Raw genomic sequence first — 23,897 nt, 5'->3', positions numbered from 1 at the left:
CTCTTCACCTACCAAGGAACAACTCCGTTTTTATCCAGTATCTTACCATGATTATACACTTCGCTTAAAGCATGGTTCAAAATAATCTTCGCACCTTCTGCCGTTGTTTTCCCGCCCGGTGCATTTCCGTTCAGATCAGTCGTTGTGAAGCCAGGGGTTAGTTACGCCGAAAATCTCAGGGGCATTTGCACCAAACTCTTTACTAAAAGTCAGTGTTAACGAGTTGATGCAGTCTTGGATGAATTGTAAGCCAATAGATTTAAGTTGTCCGCTTCGCCATTAGCAAACCTCGTCTGTGAGGCCATATCGGTCGCCACGTTCACAATCTTCCCGCGCTGTGCTTTTTTAACCAGCGGCAAAAAGGTTTGAATCATGTGAAAGGTACCAAAGAAGTTCACATCAAACGCTGAACGCAGCTTTTCTACACTAAGCTCGCTTGGCAGGATATTAAAGTTGGAGCAATTCCCGCGTTATTGATCAGCAGATCCAAGCGGACCGTTACCTTAAGGATAGTATTCTTTGCCTGCTGAACAGATTGTACGTCCGAAATATCCACTTGAACCAACGAAACATTCGAGACTTAGTTTAGGTCAAGGGTTTTTCCAGAATTTCAATTGTATTCAACTAAATTGGCAGTTTTGTGCTAATCGTAATTATTAAAAATAGGTAAGAAATGGAGAAAAAATCACAAATACCAATGTCACTGTTACATAAGTTTGATATACTATTAAGGGAAGAAGCTTTAGGAGGGGAATATGAAAAGTATTTCATTGCGAGTTATCAAAACTGTACAAAAAAATACAACTACTTACATAGGGTATATGACGAAGGAAGAAGCAAGTGTCTTATTATATTCAGACCATTATCCTCCTCAAAATGATAGACTGGGTTATCAAAGACCTCCTGACCTTAGACGAGCAGAGTCTTTTGCAAAATATTTAAAAAATAGTAGTTCTGCTTTTTCGACACCGATATTACTAAATGCAAAAAATCCGGTTGATTTTGAAGAGATTTCTAAGGATTATGGATTTGTAAAATTCCCTACAAATGAATGTTTATCAATTGTAGATGGTCAACATAGAAGTCTTGGAATAATAGAATTTTATAAAGAAGATATAAAAATACCTTTTATGCTTTTTGATAATATTGCAGACGACCTAGAACAGGAGCTATTTATTACAATTAATAGGGAACAAAAAAAGGTTTCTATGAGTCATGTGCATTTTTTAGGGAGAAAAAATGATGAGTATTCTCAAATAGCAATTAAACTTGAATCAGATAAAAACAGTCCTTGGTTTCAAAATGTAAACCTTGTGGGTGCGAGAGGGACAAAGAGACCTGTTTCGTTGCAATCTTTAAGGAGTTCTCTTATTGAATTATTACAAGCGGGTGAAGTTAAAGTTTTAGGATTCCATCAAAAGTATAGAATTGCAATAGATTTTTGGGGTGTAGTATCAGAAATATGGCCAGATGCGTGGGTAGGTAAGAAAAACTCTCTATTAACTAAATCCATAGGAACTTTAGCATTAAGTAAATTAGGAGGGTTTTTGATTCCTAATTGTTTTAACGAAAAGAAAGAAGGGTTAGATAAAGAAAAACTTAAAATGTATTTGGTGAAAATATCTAAAGTAAATTGGATGAGTAACGGTGATTTTAAAGGTTATTCTGGCAGACATGGTGCAGATTTAATCAAAAATGAACTTGATTCTATGATATTTAAGGACTGATACAAGTGAGTTTGAAAGTAGTTTGGAAAGGGAGCTTCCCTAGTTATTGGGATATCTCTAGGTGGGCAGCACTTCGAGGCGAATATCTATTTTTACTTATTAAAAATTCTGGACACCGGAAACTCTTAATTCAAAGTTTAGCTGATAAAAGGTATTCCTTTGATATACCTACGTCAGCAAATGTTATATTGGGTTTTTATAAGGATTCAATAATAATTGGTAGGCTACAAGATGCTAGGTCGCATATTAATTTAACAAACTTGGTTGCATATAATTTTTTAAATAAAGAACTTCAATGGAGAACTAAAGGTAACTTTTTATATGAAAAATATAAGATTCCTTATATAAATCAAGAGGGATATTTCAAGGTCGGAAAAGATTTCATAAACCTTGAAACCGGTAAAATTACAACAGACGTAAAATTATATGGTTCTGAAATAAATCTATCACCTTTTAAGAAAAATTGGTTTAAAGGATCCATAGGAAACACTCTATACTTTTTTGATCAAAATCAGTCTATTTATCTTACAGATAATCAAATAAATATAATGAAAAGTTTGCGTCTTGAAAATTTGAAAAAGGTATCAAACACCATAGATGGTGATTTTTCGATAAGAAGTAATAATTTATTACAAAATACCAATTTAATGGATGCGCTGATAAATAAAGATAAAATTGTTTGGGTTAATAATGAGAATAATTTAGTTATATATTCTCTAAAAGATAGCTTAACCAGGATATTAACAAATCCAAACAAAGCGTATGATTTATGTTTAGGGTCAATTAATGAAAAGTATATATTAATTTACGGAATAAAAAATTACAATGCAGGCTCACTTTTAGTATTTGATTTGGAGGATACAAATGAAAGTAAAGGAAAAAAGTAAAAACCTGGGGACACGGTTTGGTGGAATTAGCCCTTCTGTTTTAAGAGAATTGTCAGGCGTGTATCAACCATTTGTTAAGGCTATAAAGGAAATTATTTCTAATTCATATGACGCAGATGCTAAGAATGTTTATTTAAATTTCGCAGATAACTTTAAGCATTTATCAATAGAAGATGATGGACATGGAATGAATCCGCTTGAATTTATAAAAGAATACATTAGGATAGGGAAAAGTTCTACTAAAAGTGATTTTACAAAGTTGGGTAGACCTAGAATTGGTGGAAAAGGGATTGGTTTTCTTGCTCCAGCAAGATATTGCCAGAGTCTTGAAGTTGTTACAAAAAGGTCCGGTAGAATAAACTCCTATTTTCAAATAGATTCAATAAATCAAACAGTAATACAAAGTTCTGATTATTTATTAGAACATCTTGGTGACTTATCAGTTTTAAAATATTTAACAATTGATAAGGTAACAGATGAGTATGATAATACTGTTGAAACAGAAATTAATGGTTTAGTTGTAAAAATTAAACAACCATTAACACGTTTAAAAATATGGTATAACTTTGATTCTTCAAGTGTTGAACTTAAAGCTACTATTAATTTCGATAGATTATTTTCTCTAGATTCAGCTAAAAGCTTGGAAGATATTGAGAACTTTTGTGAGGTATCCTTTAAAGAAGTAAATGCAAACGAAAAATCAATGTCTTATACGAAAATTCGACTAACTAATATCAAAGATTTTGTTCAAAACGAGTTACAAAAAAGGGGGAAAAAAGGGGCTCGTAATATAGAAAGTTATAGCGGTATTGACCAGTTTTTATGGAGTTTAAGTAGGATAATACCTATCAATTCCAATGTTCATAAAAATATACCGTCAGAATTATCAGAATTTATTAAAGAAGAAATTGATGGAGTAGATAAAGGATATGTTTTGAATGTTTTTTATAATCTAGGTGACATTACATTTTCCGCCCCACTCGAGAGACAAATTATACAACCTTCTGAAAAGCTATCAATGGAATTTGATAAGGATATAATTAAAAAGATTGACCTTACTGAAGACTTATATGAAATAAAGGGGTTTTTAATAGGTCAATCTTCAACAATATTCCCTGCAGAATCACGTGGCATTCTTATAAGAGTAAAGGGAGTAGCTATTGGTGAACCTACATTTTTTGACTTGGATAAAAAATTAACAGGTTCTTCTAAAGTGGCTCTTAGTCAAATTTCTGGTGAGATTAACATCTTAAAAGGTACAAATGCAATTGAAGATATAAACCCGGGTAGAGAAGGTTTTTATAAAGAAAGTAAAATTTATAATTATCTTAAAGAATATCTTATTGGTGAAGAAGTCGATAGGCTAAGAGGACCGTTAAAAGATGTAATCGATTCAATTATATTAAGAAGTGAAATTAATGCTAGTATCAACAATTTCAAGAAAAAATATGAAGGTCAAAGAGCAGCTATTAGAGAAGCAGCAATGATTATTGGTGAAATGGCTATTAATAACCCAGACATTGAAGCCAGGTTCTTTAAAGAGAAAAAATCGTATGAAATGACTCTATCACCAGCTATACAGTATAAAGCGGAGGGAAAGCTCGCTTCATATGAGGTAAATGTTGTGGAAGATATTAAGGATGATTACAAAATTGACAATGGTAACAAACGTATACTCTTAAATAAGAATGCAGATATTTGGAAAAGAAACATAAATATTAGGGGCATAAATTTTGAAATTAATTATAAAAAGGCAAAAAACTCTAATTTATTCTGCGAAGTAAATTCAAAAGCTAAAAAAATATATGTGAATTGGGAACATCCCTTAAGATCAAGTATGGGAGATAACACTTATATAAAACATTGTCTAGCTACAGTAGCTTCAGATTTACCACAAGAAAATTTGATTACTTATATTAAATTAGTCACTAAGAAAGTATAGAAAGGGTGAAAATATTGGAAATTCTTTCACCTAGTCAATGGCTACAATCTATTAGTGCAGGTGATGAGATACTGTTGGTAAATCCACCAGTATCAGAAGTAAGGTATGCATGGTTAAAATGGAATCAGCCAAGTGACCTACTTCTTTTAAGTAATAAACTAAAAGAAGTATTAGGTTGCAAAGTTGAATTATTGGACTTTATGTTACCAGATGAAAACGGTCGAGTCCCAAATAAAGATTATAATTTAAAACATATAAATGGTATTAACTATAAGACTCGATTATATGGAACACCATTAGATAAAATTACAAAAAATCTCGATAAAATGTCTTCGGTGTGGAAGCCAAACCATATTGTGATTACTTCTTTAACATCCTATTGGTACGAACCAATTATAAGAATAATACCTTTGTTTAGAACTTATTTTCCAGAAATAAAAATTAGTCTTATTGGAGCATTTCCGACAATAGAAACAGAAGAAGCAAAAAAAATAGGTGCAGATATAATTGTTAATGATTTCTTCGATTTCACAGATACAATTCAAGATTTTAGTATATATTCTCAAGAAACTACAAAACTTTTAAATGATAACAAAGAACTTAGTTTTGGAGGAATTAAATATACTCAAACCAATACTATAAATAACATTCAAAAACAGATTAATAGCTTATTAGAAAGTAAAATTAAGAATATAGTTATTTTTGAACATGATATTTTTAATGAAGATTCATTTATTTTGAATGAATTACTAGATTATATTGAATATAACAATATAAATATTAATATCCATGGATTATGTGGTATTGATCCCTCTAAGGCAAAGGGAGATATATATCAAAAAATGATAAGAAATGGGTTTAGGTCGTTTTTTTTGGAATATGACGCTACTAATAATGAGTTAAATCTTGATAGTTATAAAAAAGCTTATTATGACCTAGTAAAATTTAACCCAATTAAAAAGATAGCATCAGGTAATTTAGCAGGATTCTTAATGATAGGAACCCCTGACGATGAACTTGAGTCTATGTTTAGACATAGTTTTAATATATTAGAAACATGTGGTTCATTAATACCGAAACCATATACACCAGTGCCAGGAACGGTTGAATATAAAAAAGCTATTAATGACTTAGGTTTAGATAAAATATCACCACACTTGTTTCCTTTTGCTGAAATTAACGGGATAAGTAGAACAGATTACAAAGATTTTTACCAACATGCAGCTTTCTTAAATGAAAAAAGGAACGGAAGTGCTTTTAATTTTTTTGATGATTCACACACAAGTATTTCTTTAAGAAAAAGCTTAAGCAAGAAAGTTGGGATCCTATGAATAAAAGAAATAAATTAGCAATTCTTATCAATCCGCCAGTATATGATACTCAGTATTGGGCTAGATGGAGTATGCCACATGGTTTGCTAAAAGTTGCCACATGGCTTCGTGAAGAAGGCTATGACTTAAAATTATTTGATTGTTTAAACCCTTACGGGGAAGATAGTGGAGTTATTGGTAAAACTGTAGATTTTGAAAGTTATGATGCAGTGAGGAAAGAAAAGAAGTCAGTTGTGGTTCTAGGGACTAATATTGAACGAAATGAACCTAATGGGTATAAGCTCAACAGTAATGAAAAATGGAAATATATTTTTGGAATGCCAAGATTTGTACTGGAACAGCGTTTAGATGAGCTAAAGCAAGATGTAAAAATTAAAGAATATCAAGAAATAGAAATATGGGTTACATCTATAATGACATATTGGTGGGAAAGTACTCATGATGTTATTCAAGCTGCTTTAAGTATTTTTCCTGATGCAAAAGTTAGAGTAGGTGGTATATACCCTACATTGACACATAAATACAATCATCCCCAAACTAAACTTGGAATTACCCCTTTAGTAATTAAAGGTGATCAATTAGATTTAAATAACGAAGAACAGATGTCAAATCATCTAATTGTATACAATGAAATAAAACATGCATCCAATAAGAGTTTAGCATTAGATTTATATCCAGATAGTGAAAAGCCGCCGTACACTATTTTAACTACTTCAAGAGGATGCCCACATATTTGTGCATATTGCGCATCAAATATTCTCAATGACGGAACTAAAGTAAGCAATAGAACGTTAGAGGATGTTATGGAAGAAATAAGAGAGTTATTCCGACAAGGTACTAGGGTCTTTTGCTTCTATGAAGATAATCTTTTGATGAAAATGCAAGAATTTAAAAATATTATAAAAGCAGTTATGGCAGATAAATCACTGCATGGTATTAAATTGTTTGCACCTGAAGGAATAGAAATAGGTGTTGCAATGAGTGATAGAAAAAGGTACTTATTGAAACTTAGAGAAGAAGACAGAATTATAGCTACGTTTACAGTAGAAAGTGAATATAAATTAAAATTAGAACAAGGCGAAAAAAGTATAAAAAGTGAAGATAAAAAGGTACTGAACTTTTCTGTAGATGAAGACTTAACACAAGGTGCAGTAGAAGTTATTAAACAAGATGGAGATTTAGTAAAACTTTTAATTGCAGATACTGATGAAGTAATTCTTAGAAAAGTTTATAAAGATAATGGTAGACATGAACTAGATTTCGAAAATGAAGCTGAATGTAGTCTTGGATTATATTTAGTAGGCGTTCCAGAAGTGGTTTATTTAATGCATCAAGCTGGCTTTGAAAGAATTTACCTTCCCTTAGAGACCATAAAAAAAGAAACTAATGCTCGATGGAATAGATCTTGGAATAGTAATCTGAAGAGGTTTGAAGCGCTTCTTCAAGCACTTACCGAAGTAGGTTATGATCCAAGAAGGCAAAATATAAATGCATTTGTTATGTTTGGTTTACCTGGAGAAGATATAGAAGAAGTATATGATACTGCGTTATATGCATCTGAAAGAGTTGGATCCGTAATACCAATGTTATTTACGCCAGTTCCATCAACACAGGTTTTTGATATGTATCAGGATTATATTAGTGAAAATGATTTTGATCTGCAGCATTTAAATGGTAAACTTCTACCCTTCTTTAACTATTTAAAAAAACAACTTAAAGATAAAGATCCTGATCGAGATTTAAAAATAGAAGACTATACTAGACTTGAAAGTTTTATGCAACGTATAAATACAAAGGTATTAGGTGGTTCAGTTAATATTTATGGCGAAACAAAAGTTGCAAATACTTTCCGTAAAGTTTATGGAAACTATCAATCAATATTATAAATATTAAATAATAAATATTAAAGCTCTCTTCCTTTATGGAAGAGCTTTTTTTTTAGCTAAATGAGTTCGAAGAAAAAGCAAAAATAAATAAATATATTAAAGAAATGAACAAATAAATACACGAAAATATTACAAGTTTCGATATTACATAGTGAGGATTAGTAAAATACTGTATAATCATAAGAGTTATTAAGGAGGATTTTTAAATGAAAACAAGTAATACTGATCATGTATTTGGATATGTCCTAGAAGTATTAACAACTGGTTTATATCCAAATAATTTAGATATTATAAGGGAATACATTCAAAATGGTTATGATGCTATAAAAAACCTTAGGGAATTAGGAGTTCGAGGTACTGAGGAAATCCGAATTAAAATTGAAAATAACTCAATTATCATACATGATACGGGAATAGGAATGGATAGAAATACAGTCGAAAAGTATAGATATTTTGGTTATTCTGAAAAAATAACAACTAAAAATACTGGGTTTAGAGGTATAGGTAAATTAGCAGGATTAAGTGTTGCTAATGATTTGGAAGTAATTACTACTAAATATGGTGTTCCATATCAGTATAAAATAATGTTTTCTGCTTCAAGAATGTTGAAAAAGGTTATTGAAGGAAAAAAGGTAGGCGAAAATTATCCTTTAAATGAACTAATTAAAGAACATACAATTATTGAGGAATATCCGGAACAAAGTAATTCTCATTATACGCAAGTAATATTACATGATATAAAGGAAGATGCAAATGACTTATTAAATATAGAAAGAGTTCAAAACTATATAGCTGAAGTAATGCCTATTGAATTTCAGAAAGAGCAATTTACATTAGGTTCTATAATTTCTGAAAAATTAGTAGATAATCTGACTGATTACAAAACTATAGAGATTTTCTTGAATAACAAAAAAATATTTAAGCCGTATTCAAATTCTGATGGATTATCAGGTTTACGTTTTTTTGAAGTATTTGACGAAGAGTCATCCAACCAAAAACTATTAGCTTATGGGTGGGTGACCAAAAATGGAAATAATTCAAAGGCTATTCAAAATGATTTAGTTAAAAATGTGAGGCTATTTTATAAAGGATTTAGAATAGGTAGTAATGATTTAATAACAAACGCACTATTCTCTTCTGGAAGACAATTTTTGTCATCTTGGTTCGCAGGAGAAATCTATGTTTTTGATGAAGAATTAATTCCTACTTCTGCCCGTGATAACTTTGAAAGTAATAGTGCTCGGAAGAAGCTATACCAGAATCTACGAGAAAAAATAGGGAAGAATTTGGATAAAATTGCAAATCAAACTTCTCAAAATAATTCTGTGCATAAAGAAATAGATAAGTCGAATAAACTTCTGGAATCTATCAACAATTTAAAAGAACTAATTCCTATGGAAGTTGTGTCATTAAAAAAGAAAGAAATTGAGGAAAGAGTATCAACATTAGAAAAAAAAATAAATAATAACAAAAATAATCTTACCGGGGAAACTGAAAAAAAAGCTAAAGAAGTCTTGGTGAACTTAAAAAAACAAAAAAAAGCCATAAAAGATTTAGAACAAAATAAGGAAGAATATGTTGAAATAAATTTTTCTCAAAAAGAAAAACAGGTCTATGATATTATGATCAAATCAATTAAAACATTTTTCAAAAAAAACAAACTGGAAAATGAAGAGGAACTTTTATCATATGCGTATAGCAAGTTAGAAAAAGTATTTGGTATAAAAAAATTAAAATAGGAATGAGTAATTAATGATATTAGTACCTGAAAATTATAATGATTTGGAACTTACCCCCTCTAAGAAACTACTTTTATCTTTCTTTAGAAAAAAACTATCTGATGAATATATTCTTTTTTTAGAATTGAACCCTACAGGTATTTTGAATATACCCTTTCTACTTGTTCATAAAGAACTTGGTATTCTTTGTATTACAATTGACGAAACAGCTATAAATGAAAATTTAGAAAGTTACATCACATTATTAAAATCTAGTATATGGGATAGACAAGAAAAAATTTTAATGAATAAGCTTAAAAGAGAAAATACCTTCTTAAATGCTAATGGTTCGCTTAGCCTGGGTTTTAATTGGGTTTATCTATTTCCAAATATAGAAAGAAGTAATATTGTTTTAAATGATTCTTTTATTAAAGAACGTTGTTTATTTAATAAGGAATATTACAAAATGTTTAAACAAGAATTTTCTATAGATAGCCTATTCAATTCTAATAATAAAAATCTGACACTAGACCATGCAAAATTAAATACTTTGGGATTTACCATTGCACCTGAGTATTATATACCCCTGCACGTTGAAAAAATAAATACAATTGATACTGGTCTTATAATTAATGATGAGGAATTAATGGTTAAACCAAACCAACAAATTGTTAGTTCACTTGCATTAGATAGTGAACAAATTCATCTTGTTAATAAATTTAACATGGGCAATCACTTATTATTAGCTTGTGCTGGTAGTGGTAAAAGTGCTGTATTAATTGCAAAAGCCTTTAAATTTTCAAGTGCTTATCCAGATAAGAAAGTTTTGATTACCTGTTTTAACACTAACCTTGCACAATATTATCAGTGGAGAATTGATGTCGCTGGTTTTAATAGAAAAAATGTTCAATGTAGAACATTTCACTCACTCTGCCAAAACCTTTTAGCGGATTATGGTATTAGAAACCCCTATACACCAGGTACTGAATCATATTTTAATGATGTATTTAATCTCGTAGTAAAAGAATTTAATGCAGGTAATATATCTTCAAGTTTTGATGCAATATTTATTGATGAGGTTCAAATATTTAAAAAAGAATGGTATAAACTTTGTTTTGGTTTACTTAAATCAAAGGACAAAGACCAACATCTTTTTGTAATTTCAGGAGATAAGTCTCAAAATATAAATAATAATCTTGAAAAGGGTTTAGCACCCTGGCTAATAAATGATCCAAACTATCCCACATTTGAAACAAATACTATAAGGATAGAAAAGAATTATAGAAATAGTAAGCAAATTAATAATTATATTAATAACTTCGTTTCCATAGCAAAAGATTACCTTAATACAATGTCATTTGAGATTAACAGGACAGAAGATTTATTTTTAAGAGGTCAGTCTGTAAGGCCAGGAGTAGAACCACAAGTAATAAAATCAACACGTTTTAATGAGATAGACGATATTTTTAAAACAATTAACATATTAGAAGAGCAGAACATTCCTCTTTCAGATATTGCAATTCTTATTCCACAAAGGCAATATCGAGTAGCAAGGTATTATATATTAAATTGGTTAAAAAATCGATTTAATGAAACTTATATGGACTATACACTTCTACTAAATGATGAAGACGCTTACGAAAGATACGGAGAGAGAAAAGGAGTTTCTATATGTACTATTGAATCTGCATTAGGTTTAGATTTTAGAGCAGTAATACTTTGCGGATTACTTCCACTGGGATTATATGAAAAATCTGATAAATTAGCTCATTTAATTAGTCCAACATTATCTAAGGAAGACGATCTAGAAAAGAGGAAAGAAAATTTCTTTAAAAATATTAATCAGCTTTATACAGGTATGACTAGAGCAAGAGATTTCCTTTACATTATACTCACACAAGAAAAAGAGAATATATATTCCAATATATTATTAGCCTCACAAATTGAGGAGGATTAGCAAATTGATAACATACTTAGAAAATAACGGAGTGTTTATAGATAGCCTTAAAAGTTGGGTAAAAGAAGGGGATATTTTAGTTTCATCAGATGTTACTTTCGAGAGCAGTTTTATAGTTTTAGGTAATATTACATCTGATTACAACATAACAACAAATTATGACTTATTTGTATTTGGAGATATTAAAGCAAAGAGAATACATTCTAAAAGAAATTTATTTGTTCTAGGAAATATATTTGCTGAAGACCTTATATCAAACGGTAACGTAGAATGTAAAGCAGAAATAAAGACTAAGAATATTAATATAGGTGGTAATTTAAATTCTAATGGCCTTGACATTGAGTTTGGCCAAGTAAATGGTTATCTAAAAGTAAATGGTTCAATTTTTATTGATAATGAACTATCTGTTTCAAAAGATATCTTAAGTTTTGAAGGAATAACCGGATTTGGCAAGTGTAAAGCTCACAATATATTCGTAAAAGATTATATAACAAATATTACAACTGAGGCTCAAAAGGTATTAATCTTAAATGATGAGTTTTATAAAGCTCATGAAAATTTTAATGAAAAAAAAGAAATGCCAGAAAAAATATTATTTGATGATGAGAAAAGTTTAAGTGGAATTAGTAAAACTTTCAATCATATCAACAATGTAATATTAAATAATTTCATGAATTATGTTAAAGAAATAGAGGATAAATATGACTATGACACAATTGAATTAAAATTTGAGAATATACAAAAACAATTACCAAGCCTTGGTATACTGACTGAAAATTTCGCGAAAATTCTTAAATTATCTGAAATGAGAAGGATAGAATATATAGAAGATTTTATACTTCTTCTTAATTTAAAAAATACAACACCAAAATTTATGTACGACATTTCAATAGTAAAAGATGTTCTTGAGGGTTTTTTTGAAATTCAAAAACAAAGAGTGGACAAACTGGAATTACGTAATTTTAAAAGAGAAAGTATAATTCAAAATTTATTCTTTTTAGAGCAAAGAAAATATTTACTTAGAGAAAGTGAATATAAAATACTATTTACAAAAATAAGCGAAAAGTTGAAATAGTTCTAAAAAGGGAGAGGAAATAATGTTAAATAGTAAAAACAAGGAATTGTTTCTAAATCATATTTTACTAGAATTTTTGGATGAGATCAAGGGAAGCAACAAAGATAGAATTATAGGTAATCATCCTGAAGAGGAAATACTTGTTGGAAAGCTATCTCCTATAAATATCAAATCTGACATCCAATCATCTACTACCAATATTAGTAGAATAGGAATGGACTTTTTTATTAATACTGAAACATTGGAAAATGGAAGTATAACAATTATTCCATCAGGCAATTTTTATTATCGCGTATTCCCTTTGTTTCAGGAACAAAAAGATTATTGTATTAAAAAGGCTACAGAATTATATAAAATGAAATTTACGGATGTTAATGAAATTGAAAACTATTTAAGAGATAAAAATGATCAATTTATGCAAGAAGTAATTGATGTTTATAAGAAAATTAAAATTGAAGACGTTAAGATTAAACTGAATTTCTTAGACATTTTTAACCAGAAAAATAATATCGGATATTTTACAACGCAGGAAAATAATAATAATGAAGTTTTTAATTTCCTCGAGAAGGTAAAGAAAGAAATTTTAAATGATAAAAATTCTTATAGATTGATACGCGATAATATGAAATTAAATAGTATAAAGAATTCTAACTCTTGGGAAAAATTTTTAGGCACTTATGGACGAGAGTTTAAAGTACCAACTTGGGATTTTGGAATAGATTGTGAAATAAAAAAAACTGGAGAGTATTACAAAGTTTCAATAAATTTATTTAACCTTACTGAAACAGATGGACATAAAAAAGATAAAGTAAGAATTAATACTCTGTTTGATTCTGGTATAGAGATTAAAGTGCAAAATGGAAATATTATCCCAATAGAGTTACCTTATTTTGAAGATGATTATAAATATGATAAACGACAAAAAGCAATTGGCCATAATTGTACAGTTGAGGAAAAGGATAATATTTTAAAAACAACTCACTTACCTGTTTTCGAGCAAAAAAGGTTGAAAACTAGAGATGATATTAAAATAACTTTCCAACAATTATATAAAGAGCCTGTTTCTTCTCTTGAAGGTTTAGCAAATGAAATGGATAAGGAATATAGTGAGTGGGTTGCCGATTATAATCAAAAAGTGTCTGATAAATCATTATCATCAAGAGGTGAGAAAAAATTCCAAGAAGAAATTAATGATTTTTTAAGAGAGATTAATCGTTTTAAAAATGGAATTCGTGTAATTAAAAACTTTAATTTAATAAAAGAAGCGTTTATTAATATGAATATGGCGTTTTCTAAATCGGCAAAAGGTTATGCTAGTTGGAGGCTTTTTCAGTTAGTGTTTGTTGTTTCATTAATACCTGATATTTGTACTAGTGAATATTCCGAAGATGAAATGGGACCAACTAATATCGATCTTGTTGATTTATTATACTTCCCAACAGGCGGAGGGAAAACTGAGGCATTTCTTGGAGTAACTATTTTCACACTTTTCTTTGATCGTTTACGAGATAAAAATGCCGGTGTTTCTGCTATTATTAAGTACCCATTAAGACTTCTTTCAGTTCAACAAGTTCAAAGGTTGGCGGACATTTTAGCTATGGCTGAGTTAATAAGAAAACAACACCCAGATATGCAGGAAGGTGAAACTTTTTCGTTAGGGTATTTTGTAGGAGATAACAACACTCCAAATAAAATTACAGAGACAGTAGCTCAAAAGTTTATAAATACATCGATTCAAGATTTAACAGATGAATACAAAGTCATTGATATTTGTCCATATTGTCGCTCTAAAGATATAACAGTATTGTTTAATGAACATGAACACAGATTAGAACATAAATGTAATAATTCAAATTGTAGCTCAAGTGGTGTACTACCCTTTTATATGGTAGATAGAGAGATTTATAGATACTTACCATCAGTTATAATTAGTACTATAGATAAATTTGCATCCATAGGAGTACAGTCCGATTTTAGAAATATTTTGGGCGAAATACAAATAAAATGCGATAAACATGGGTATAGCAGTAAATTGTGTTGTACTGAGAGGGAACAATGTAATGACATATCAACTTTAAAAAAAATTAATTTGAAAGATGCTGCTCCAACAATATTTATTCAAGACGAATTGCATTTAATTCGCGAATCACTTGGTGTTTATGATTCCCACTATGAGAGTTTAATACAATATTATATTAAGAATCTCTCTTCATCAAAAAAGAGAATTAAAATTATAGGAGCAACAGCCACCATCTCTGCTTATCAAGAGCAGTGTCATCATCTTTATTTAAAGGATCCGATAAGATTTCCTTCTGAGTCTCCATATCTAAATAAAAACTTTTACGCTCAAGTTGATGAAAATGATCAACATCGAAAAATTATTGGATATGCTCCTTTCGGTAAAGCTATCATTAATAGTGTAGTGTATTCTCTTAAATACATGAAAGTAATATTATGGAAATATTTTATGAATCCTGAACTTATTCAGCATATTCCAGGCATACAAGTAACTGGGAAAGATGACTCATTAAAAATATTAGAAGATTATTGGATATTTCTACAATATAATAATGTGAAATTAGATGGAAATAAAGTGTTAAGCGCGTTAGATGATCCGATTAATACAGAGTTAGATAAAGAGAATATTCAGTCATTCGACTCAAGAAAAATGACGGGTGATGATAGTTTTCAGGATGTTCGTAGAATACTTGCTGAAGTCGAATCTACACCAGATGTTTTTAAGGGATTAAATTTAATTACGGCAACTAACATGATATCGCATGGAGTTGATGCTGACCGATTTAATTTAATGTTTTTCTTCGGAATGCCCAATAACACAGCTGAGTATATACAAGCCTACAGCCGAGTAGGAAGAAAACATCCTGGTGCTGTATTTATGATTATGAGACCATCAAGAGAAAAAGATCAAAGTTACTTAAAAAACTTTGTAAAATTCCATGAGTTTAAAGACATACTCGTTGAGCCGGTACCTATAAATCGCTGGGCAACGAAGGCTATAGAACGAACATTTCCAGGAGTTTTCTCTGCTTTACTACTTAACTATTTTGATTATAAATTACAAAATGAAATTAATGGAAATATCTATATGATGAGTAAATTGCAAAAAGCTACATTAGATGGACTTATTGATAGTAAAGAAGTAGTAGAACATTTAAAAGGTGCTTTTCAAAGTAATTCAAATTCAATAGGTAAAATTTATGACCAATGGATTGATAATTCAGTGAATGAATTCTTTAGAAGGTTAAAATTTGAAGATTTTAATCCGAAAAATAAAAAAGATGCATACCTAACAGAAGGATTTGAACGTTTAGGTTTTTTAAAGCCTATGAATAGCTTAAGAGATACTGATACACCTATTATTGTTGAAATGAAATAGGGGGATTTAACATGAGTGATAAACAATTAAAAGATAACCAAATGGCACGTGGTTTAAATCAAGCTCTCTATAAATATTTACCTCATTCTTGGATTGACTTTTATAAAAAAGTAGATCGTACAGCATACACAGCTTATGTTAAATACTGGAACAGCGGGGAGCTTAGTGATAAAGACATAAATAAAAGGAGATTACTACTAAGGTTGTCCCAAAATATAGAAGAGTATCACGAGAGAGGTAAGGTAAAAGATTTTGTTTTTCCTATCACTGAAGAAAACTATTCTGTAAGAACTCCTGATCCTGGTTTAAACTCAGATATTATTACTGAAATAAGTCCACTTACATTTTTTTGTGCTAAATGTTCTAAAGTCCACAGTTATAATACAAGTGATCATTTTTATCGTTTGAATCCAAAAAGAAAGTGTAGTTGCGGTGGCACAATTAAACAATTGAACTTAGTTTATTCATGTGCATGTGGCTGGGGAGGCCCAGTAGAGCCCATTCCATGTAAAAATAGAGATCATGGTTATAAGTCCCTTTTTTATACTGGGAGGTTCTCGTTTTATTGTAAATATGAACCCTCAAGGAAATTAGAAATTAGAAAACCATGTCCATCATGTGGGAAGCTCTTATACACTAAAAACGCTCTCGATATGTCGAATTATCTTCCATTTAGCATAACTATGATAGATTTAATCAATGTCGAATTAGATAGATTCTTAGAAGAGAACAGAGATGGTTCAAAACTAATATTAAGTAATTGGTTAGAATGTATTTCAAGATCGGAATTGAGGAAAATCGCCAAAAAACGATTAAACGAAGATTCAGAAGAAGATAAAAATGAAAAGATAAATAATTTAATTACAATGTATATGAGTCAGTTTAGTTGGCCAGAGGAACAAGCACGTCAGGTAGCAATTGCCTCTGTAGGCGTTGACTCCACTGAGGGGGGGATCAGAGAGGCTGTAGATGTAATAAATGAATCTATTCTAAATTTAAGTGATAACTATCTTAATAATTTATCTGTTCAGTTTTTAGAATATGATACAGTATTATATCCTCCAAATAATTACGTTTCTACGCTTGAAAATGCTGTAGAAGTATCCAGAAAATTAAATACTAATGCTAATCCCGAAAGGTATGAATTATTAGCGAAGAAATTTGGTTTTAAACATGTACAAGCTAGTGGAGATATTCCATTTATTATGTGTTCATATGGGTATACAAGAAAAGAAACTGACCCCTTAAAAGCTACTTTAGTTGGTTTCCCAGCCGAAAATAAAAGTAAAAAAAATGTCTATGCTTCGAAATTGAACACAGAGGGTATCTTATTTGAAATTGATAGAGCCGCCATAATTAAGTGGTTAATAAGAAATGAAATTATTGATGAAAAGCAAGCTCCGAATTTGAAATGTGAAAAAGAATTAAAAAAATGGTTTATAAATCACATTGACTCATCAGTGATAAAATCATTTTCACCAATTGATAAAAATGACCATAAAATTACCTATTATGTTTATAATTTAATTCATTCTATAAGTCACGCATTACTAAAACAATCAGCTAATTTGTGCGGTTTAGATAAAAATTCGTTGTCTGAATACATCTTCCCTAACATTCCAGCAATATTAATATATTGTCAAAATTCTCAAGGATTAAATATAGGGGCAATGTTTAACATCTTTGAAGCATATTTTGATAAGTGGTTAGAATCCACTAAGGATACAATTAATAAATGCATCTTTGATCCTATATGTATAGATAGAGACCATGCTTGTTCAGGGTGTTTATATTTAAATGAGGTATCATGTGTTCACTTTAATAAGGACCTGGATAGAAGATTTTTAGTCGGCTGGTATGATAAAAGTACCGGTGATAGATTCTATGGATTTTGGGAGGAATAACCGATTGGCTGTTATGTATCCTGAAAATATAGAAATGTTTGACTGTACTGCTTCAGAAAAACAATTTTATTATGCATTAAAGGAGCAATTACCTGTAAGGTGTCATGTTTTTTATTCTGTTAAATGGTATACAGAAAAAAATGGAATAAGACAAAACAGTGAAAGTGATTTCTTAATTTTCGACCCTGATTTCGGTTATATTACAATTGAAGTTAAGGGTGGTATAGGAATAAAGAGAAATAATTATAATGATTGGATACTTATGCTGGACAATGAAAATTATAGAGTTTTAGATAAGAGTCCCTTTATGCAAGCAGAAGGCAGTATGCATTTCTTTAAAAAGTATTTCGAGGACCATTATAAGCAAAATTTTAGAGGGGTGTATGGTTTTGCATGTGCATTCCCTTTTTATAATATTCCAGCTAATTTAAGCACAGAAGCTCCAAAGGAATTGGTCATTGATTTTTCTAATATGAAGGATCTTCATAAAAAAATAAATAGTATCTTTCATTATTGGAAGTCCACAAGAAGAAATGTGTCATTTTTACCACAAGACACTATAAATAAATTTGTTACATTAATTAATAAGCAAATAAGTATTTCAGTTATATCAGGTGCTACCTTAGAATTACAACATAAAAAAATAGATGAGTTAAATACAATCCAGAATAATTATTTAGATTTAACAGAAAATTTTAATCAAGCTTTTTTTGTAGGTGGTGCAGGAACGGGGAAGACATGGATTGCATTAAAAAAAGCAATTCGAGATGCGAATAGTGGTAAAGATGTACTATTCTTGTGCTTTAATAGTGAACTAGCAATATTTTTAGTTAATGAAACAAAACATTATGAGAATATTACATGTAAAACCTTTTGGCAATTGGGAAAGGAAAATATTAAAGATTTTGATAGACTAACCAAGGATAAAGAACTCTTTGGTATACTAGCAGCGTTTACAGATGTTCCTTCATTACCAAAGTTTCATACAGTTATTGTAGATGAGGCACAAGATTTTAATGAAGAATGGGCACTATCTACAAGACTTTTTTTACGAAATGATAAGCTCTCAAATTTATATATTTTCTATGATAGTGAACAAAATATATTTAACAGAAATTTTAAAAATGGATTTTTAATAGACTCACCACCATTTCTTCTTAGAGAAAATCTTAGAAACACATCTGCAATTATAAATTGGGTAAAAAATAATACTTCTTTAGGTAACTACACGAAGACCAATAATATTCCTGGGGTTAAACCAGAAAAACACTTATTTAGGAAGAAGAAAGATGTTAGGAATAGGTTAGAAGTATTACTTAAACAATTAATTCAAAAAGAATTAGTTAATTCAAAATCAATTGTTATCTTATCGGATAGAAAAATTGAAAATTCTATTTTAAATGGAAGTAATGAATTGGGTCCATTTAAAATAACCGAAAGTCATAATTGTTGTTTATCGGATAATGAAATTTTATTTAAAACAGTACAAAGTTTTAAAGGGTTAGAATCAGATATAGTCATTTACTTAAAACATATAGATTCAAAATTATTAAATAGAACTAGTCTAGATTTTGTAGCATATACTAGAGCGAAATTTTTACTTTATGTACTGGAAATTAAAGAATAAATTTCAACAAATATACAAAAACTAAAACAAAGCAATACATTTTTCATAATTCGTACCCCTTAGAAAGGGTACGAATTATGAAAAAATAAAGTCTATAGATACGCTATATTTTTATTTTTTAAATAATAAGAACATTCTTAGTATGATAAAATAAGCATAATATGGTAGGGGGAATTAATTGAGGTGGTTATATGGAAGAAAAAATAAGGAAAATGGAGACTGCATATGGGAAACTGTATGAAATAGAAAATAAATTACGGCAAATTATCATTAGAAACTTAAGTGAATCTTATGGTTATAATTGGGAAATGAAAGCTCCGCTTAAAGTACATATATAGAAGGCTGAATAAAGAATTTAATAAACTTAATTTTCATGAATTAGTTTCATACTTTAGGGTTTTCCCTGAATTAATATATATTTTTCCTCATGAATTTTTACTAACCTTCCAAAAAATTTACCCGCTTCGAAATAAAATTGCACATTGTAGTTACTTAACAAATGATGAATTTATGTGTTTAGACCAGTTTTATATAAATTTCAATAGAATTTTAAACACTTTACATATAAATACGGGAGATATTGATCTATGACAGAAATAAAGCCGTTGATAGTTAAATATTTAAATGATGATGAATATTATCAAATCAAATTGAAAGATGTAAAATCTAAAAGAAAATATACTAATTATTACTGTAGTAGAAAAAACGGTGAACGCATTCCCTTAAAAGAGATTGGTGACATTTTTGGAATGTTTGAAGAGCATGATAATGATCATACTGATAAGATATTACTTCAATTATTAGGGATGAATATTCCAGTTTATGCAAAAAGGAAATACAAAACAGTAGAATTGAAATATAAACATGCTATTGAAAATGGCCTCTTAATCTTTGAAATGGACTGTTAATTTGGTTTGGGTTTTTTTTTATTTAATAGGTATGAGGTCGAAACATATCATTTTGTTTAAGGAGGGAACGAAGTTTAATTCTGTTTAAGTAAATGTGATTAATTAAATCACTCCTAAACTAAATGTGTACATAACACTAATGGAAGATGGGGTGATCGGCTGTGCTCAAACAGGGAATCTACGAAGAAATCATCAATCATAAACTCAAGAACGAACTCATAAGTTTAGATCTTAACACATATGACATCGAAAAAGAACAAATAGATGTAGAAGAAGCCAGGAAGTTGCTAGCATCATACATATCCACTGTTACCAGGAAAGCGTTAAAATTTGTTCGTGATGACGCGGGGAGTAATCATCAACAGGCGTTGTTGGATCAAATCCGCACATGTAACGACATCATTCATATGATCAGTGAGAGATTGGGAGATGAAGAGTTTCGTAAGCTTCAAATTGAAGAAGAAGGGGAAGTGCTGACTTCTCTCTATTCTCGTATCAATTCGGTAAGAAGTATGGGTAAGAGAGAAACGATACGACCTGTAACTCCCATTTCCCAAAGCTCTTTATTCACGGGTTCTCATTACGAACCAAATATGCTCGGTGAACTTCAGAAGGAAATCGTCAGTGCTGATTCGATCGATATGCTTGTTTCTTTTATAAAGTGGAGCGGTTTGCGCTGCATTATTGAGGAGCTTCGTACGTTTACGGAGACTCCCGGTAAAAAGCTTCGTGTGATCACAACATCTTATATGGAAGCCACTGATTATAAAGCGATTCAAGAGCTAAGCAAGCTGAATAATATAGAGATTAAAATATCCTATGATATAGAGCGCACCCGACTTCATGCGAAGGCATATTTATTTAAGCGAGAAACAGGATTTAGCACGGCGTACATTGGTTCATCCAATCTCTCAAATCCAGCTTTAACTTCGGGGTTGGAATGGAACTTAAAGGTGACGGAGAAGGATTCCTTTGATATTTTGAAAAAGTTTGAGGCGACCTTTGAGAGTTACTGGAATGATAAAGAATTTAAAACGTTTCATCCAGAGGAGTTAGAGGATCAGGAGAGGTTGAAGTTAGCCCTCGCACCTAAGATAAATAATAATGCTAACGATTTTACCTTCTTATTTGATATCCAGCCGTTTTACTATCAAAAAGAAATTTTAGAAAAGCTGCAGGTCGAGCGGGAAGTTCATGGTCGGATGAAAAACCTTGTTGTGGCAGCCACAGGTGTTGGAAAGACGGTTATTTCAGCTTTTGATTATAAGCGTTACCGATTGAAGAACAAAGGATCAGCGCGATTGTTGTTTGTTGCCCATCGAGAAGAGATCTTGAGGCAGAGTAGAGATACTTTCAGAGCCATTTTAAAGGATGCCAATTTTGGTGAGATGCTGGTAGGTAATCAAACTCCAACTTCTTTAGACCATTTATTTGTCAGTATTCAAAGTTTTAACAGCAAGAAGCTGAATGAGCTAACTTCCAGTGACTATTATGACTTTATTATTGTCGATGAATTTCACCATGCCGCAGCAGACTCGTATCAGAAACTACTTGGACACTATGAGCCGAATATTTTAGTTGGATTAACAGCCACACCTGAGCGTATGGATGGTAAAACGATCCTGAGTTATTTTGATGAAATGATCGCTGCTGAAATGCGGTTAACAGAAGCAGTAGATAAAAAGCTGCTTAGTACGTTTCAATATTTTTGTGTCAGTGACGTGGTCGACCTTTCTAAGCTAAAATGGAGCCGAAAAGGATATGACATTAAAGAGCTTGAGAATGTGTATACCTCTAGTAAGATTCGAAGCAATCAAATAATTGCTAATCTTAATAAGTACATTACCGATATCGGTGAAGTTAAAGGGCTAGGGTTCTGTGTATCCGTTGAACATGCCATCTATATGGCTGATTTCTTTAATAAAAATGGGATTCCTGCGGTTGCCCTACATGGTAATGTACAACAGAATATCCGAAACAGTGCACAGGCTCGGCTGGTGAACGGAGAGATTAAGTTCATCTTTGTTGTTGATCTATATAACGAGGGGATTGATATCCCTGAAGTTAATACCGTGTTATTTTTACGGCCAACAGAGAGCTTAACGGTGTTCTTGCAACAGCTCGGACGTGGTCTGCGCCTTTCGGAAGGTAAGGAATGCTTAACGGTCTTAGACTTTGTTGGACAAGCTCATCAGAACTATAACTTTGAAGAGAAGTTTCGCGCGTTGATTGGCCAAACCAAGCACTCTGTTCAGCATTATGTGGAGCACGGATTCTTCCATTTGCCAAAAGGTTGTTTTCTTCAGTTGGAGAAGCAAGCCAAGGAGTACATTCTCCGAAATATTAAATTAAGTGCAAATACGAGAGGGAATTTAATCGCAAGGCTAAAATACTTTCAGCAAGATACAGACCTAGAATTCACATTAAGTAACTTTTTAAAGCATTATCATTATTCTCTATACGATTTTTATGGTAAGAATGGCGATCGTAGCTTTAGCCGGATGATGGTTGAGGCTGGAATTAGGTCTGAGTTTGTTTGTGAGGATGAGAAGTGGATCACAAGCCGGTTACCTAACTTATTTCACCTGAACTCCAGTACCTTGCTCCAGTTTTTAATCAAGTATGTGGAGGGAACCCCAGCTCAAAGCGAAGAAGAACAGCTGATGTTAGGAATATTTTATTATTCTTTTTACAAGGCTCACCCGGATAAGGAAGGCTTCCCATCCATGGAAGAGGGAATGCAACGAATCCTTTCCTATCCAGCGTTTAAACAGGAGATTGCTCAAATTCTTCGTTATAAATTCGAGGCATTAGAAACATTAGAAATTGACAATGATTTTTCCTTTCCATGTCCACTACGAGTCCATAGTAAGTACAATACTTCTCAAGTTCTCGCGGCACTCGGTTACTATAATGACAAGGCAAGTCCAGCTTTTCGTGAAGGTGTGAAGCACTTTAGAGAAAAGGACTTGGATATCTTTTTTATTACACTCAATAAGTCAGAAAAGGATTTTTCACCATCGACGCTTTATGACGACTATGCCATTAATGAGAAATTGTTCCACTGGCAAACTCAAAGTCGGGTTGCAGAAGGCAGTGAAACGGCTAACCGCTATATTCAACATCGAAGTAGAGGTCACAAAATTGCACTATTTGTTCGAGAATACAAAAAAGAAAACGGCTATACATCACCGTTTGTCTTTTTAGGTACAGCGGATCATGTAAGTCATTCAGGAAGTAAGCCGATGAGTTTTGTATGGAAGCTTAGAGAAGAGATGCCGCCTTATTTTGTGCCGAGGGCGAATAAGAATATATTATAAATAACAGAGATCTAACCCTTTATTTTTTTAGGGTTAGATCTTTTTCTCATTAAAGATAAACATCAACCAAAGCAAAAGTGTCACAAAAAAATTATTTATTATACTGAAAAATAAATTCCATTAATATGAAAAATGTTCTATAATCATTGAGGTTATTATTTTGGTAATAACACGTAAAATTTTACATATAATTCTAATTATGAAATTTTACGAAAATA

13 protein-coding genes and 1 pseudogene are annotated in these 23,897 nt (G+C 30.9%); 13 read left to right on the top strand and 1 reads right to left on the bottom strand.

The window, feature by feature from the left end; all coding sequences use genetic code 11:
• Positions 1–8: 8 nt before the first annotated feature.
• Positions 9–580: pseudogene (locus tag AR335_RS23325) on the bottom strand (SDR family NAD(P)-dependent oxidoreductase); the annotation flags it as partial.
• Positions 581–755: 175 nt separating this feature from the next.
• Here AR335_RS23325 and AR335_RS19695 point away from each other — a divergent pair.
• From AR335_RS19695 to AR335_RS19635, 13 genes are all read left to right on the top strand, one after another.
• A complete protein-coding gene (locus tag AR335_RS19695) occupies positions 756–1,727 on the top strand; it encodes a DGQHR domain-containing protein (RefSeq protein WP_062239028.1) in 972 nt (323 codons plus the stop codon).
• A 5-nt stretch (positions 1,728–1,732) separates the two neighbouring features.
• Positions 1,733–2,614 (top strand): hypothetical protein, encoded by an 882-nt coding sequence (locus AR335_RS19690; protein ID WP_062239026.1) that lies wholly within the window; start codon positions 1,733–1,735, stop codon positions 2,612–2,614.
• Complete coding sequence (locus tag AR335_RS19685) at positions 2,592–4,556, top strand: ATP-binding protein (protein ID WP_062239024.1); 1,965 nt, start codon at positions 2,592–2,594, stop codon at positions 4,554–4,556. The genes AR335_RS19690 and AR335_RS19685 overlap by 23 nt, the downstream gene beginning before the upstream one ends.
• Positions 4,557–4,570: 14 nt before the next feature.
• Positions 4,571–5,887 (top strand): hypothetical protein, encoded by a 1,317-nt coding sequence (locus AR335_RS19680; protein WP_062239022.1) that lies wholly within the window; start codon positions 4,571–4,573, stop codon positions 5,885–5,887.
• Positions 5,884–7,773: a radical SAM protein gene (locus AR335_RS19675; RefSeq protein ID WP_062239020.1), complete on the top strand. Its 1,890-nt coding sequence runs from the start codon at positions 5,884–5,886 to the stop codon at positions 7,771–7,773. The genes AR335_RS19680 and AR335_RS19675 overlap by 4 nt, the downstream gene beginning before the upstream one ends.
• Positions 7,774–7,979: 206 nt before the next feature.
• Positions 7,980–9,512, top strand: coding sequence for an ATP-binding protein (locus AR335_RS19670; RefSeq protein ID WP_062239018.1), 1,533 nt, complete (start codon positions 7,980–7,982; stop codon positions 9,510–9,512).
• A 13-nt stretch (positions 9,513–9,525) separates the two neighbouring features.
• Positions 9,526–11,448: a UvrD-helicase domain-containing protein gene (locus AR335_RS19665; protein ID WP_062239015.1), complete on the top strand. Its 1,923-nt coding sequence runs from the start codon at positions 9,526–9,528 to the stop codon at positions 11,446–11,448.
• Positions 11,449–11,452: 4 nt separating this feature from the next.
• Complete coding sequence (locus AR335_RS19660) at positions 11,453–12,523, top strand: FapA family protein (RefSeq protein ID WP_062239013.1); 1,071 nt, start codon at positions 11,453–11,455, stop codon at positions 12,521–12,523.
• 22 nt (positions 12,524–12,545) lie between these two features.
• Positions 12,546–15,920, top strand: a complete 3,375-nt coding sequence (locus AR335_RS19655; RefSeq protein WP_062239011.1) for a helicase-related protein — start codon at positions 12,546–12,548, stop codon at positions 15,918–15,920.
• 11 nt (positions 15,921–15,931) lie between these two features.
• Entirely contained in the window at positions 15,932–17,824 is a 1,893-nt protein-coding gene (locus AR335_RS19650) for a DUF1998 domain-containing protein (RefSeq protein ID WP_062239009.1), read from the top strand.
• A gap of 13 nt (positions 17,825–17,837) precedes the next feature.
• The gene (locus AR335_RS19645; protein ID WP_234293371.1) at positions 17,838–19,451 is read left to right on the top strand and encodes an NERD domain-containing protein; all 1,614 of its coding nucleotides are present in this window, start codon (positions 17,838–17,840) and stop codon (positions 19,449–19,451) included.
• A gap of 587 nt (positions 19,452–20,038) precedes the next feature.
• The gene (locus AR335_RS19640) at positions 20,039–20,359 is read left to right on the top strand and encodes a hypothetical protein (RefSeq protein ID WP_062239005.1); all 321 of its coding nucleotides are present in this window, start codon (positions 20,039–20,041) and stop codon (positions 20,357–20,359) included.
• Positions 20,360–20,520: 161 nt separating this feature from the next.
• Positions 20,521–23,679 (top strand): DUF3427 domain-containing protein, encoded by a 3,159-nt coding sequence (locus tag AR335_RS19635; protein WP_062239004.1) that lies wholly within the window; start codon positions 20,521–20,523, stop codon positions 23,677–23,679.
• Positions 23,680–23,897: the final 218 nt, after the last annotated feature.

The sequence above is a fragment of the Fictibacillus sp. FJAT-27399 genome, from assembly GCF_001510655.1.
GTDB lineage: Bacteria > Bacillota > Bacilli > Bacillales > Fictibacillaceae > Fictibacillus_C > Fictibacillus_C marinisediminis.
The sequence above is the reverse complement of the archived record's forward strand: the minus strand, read 5'-3'. Positions and strand labels throughout refer to the sequence as shown.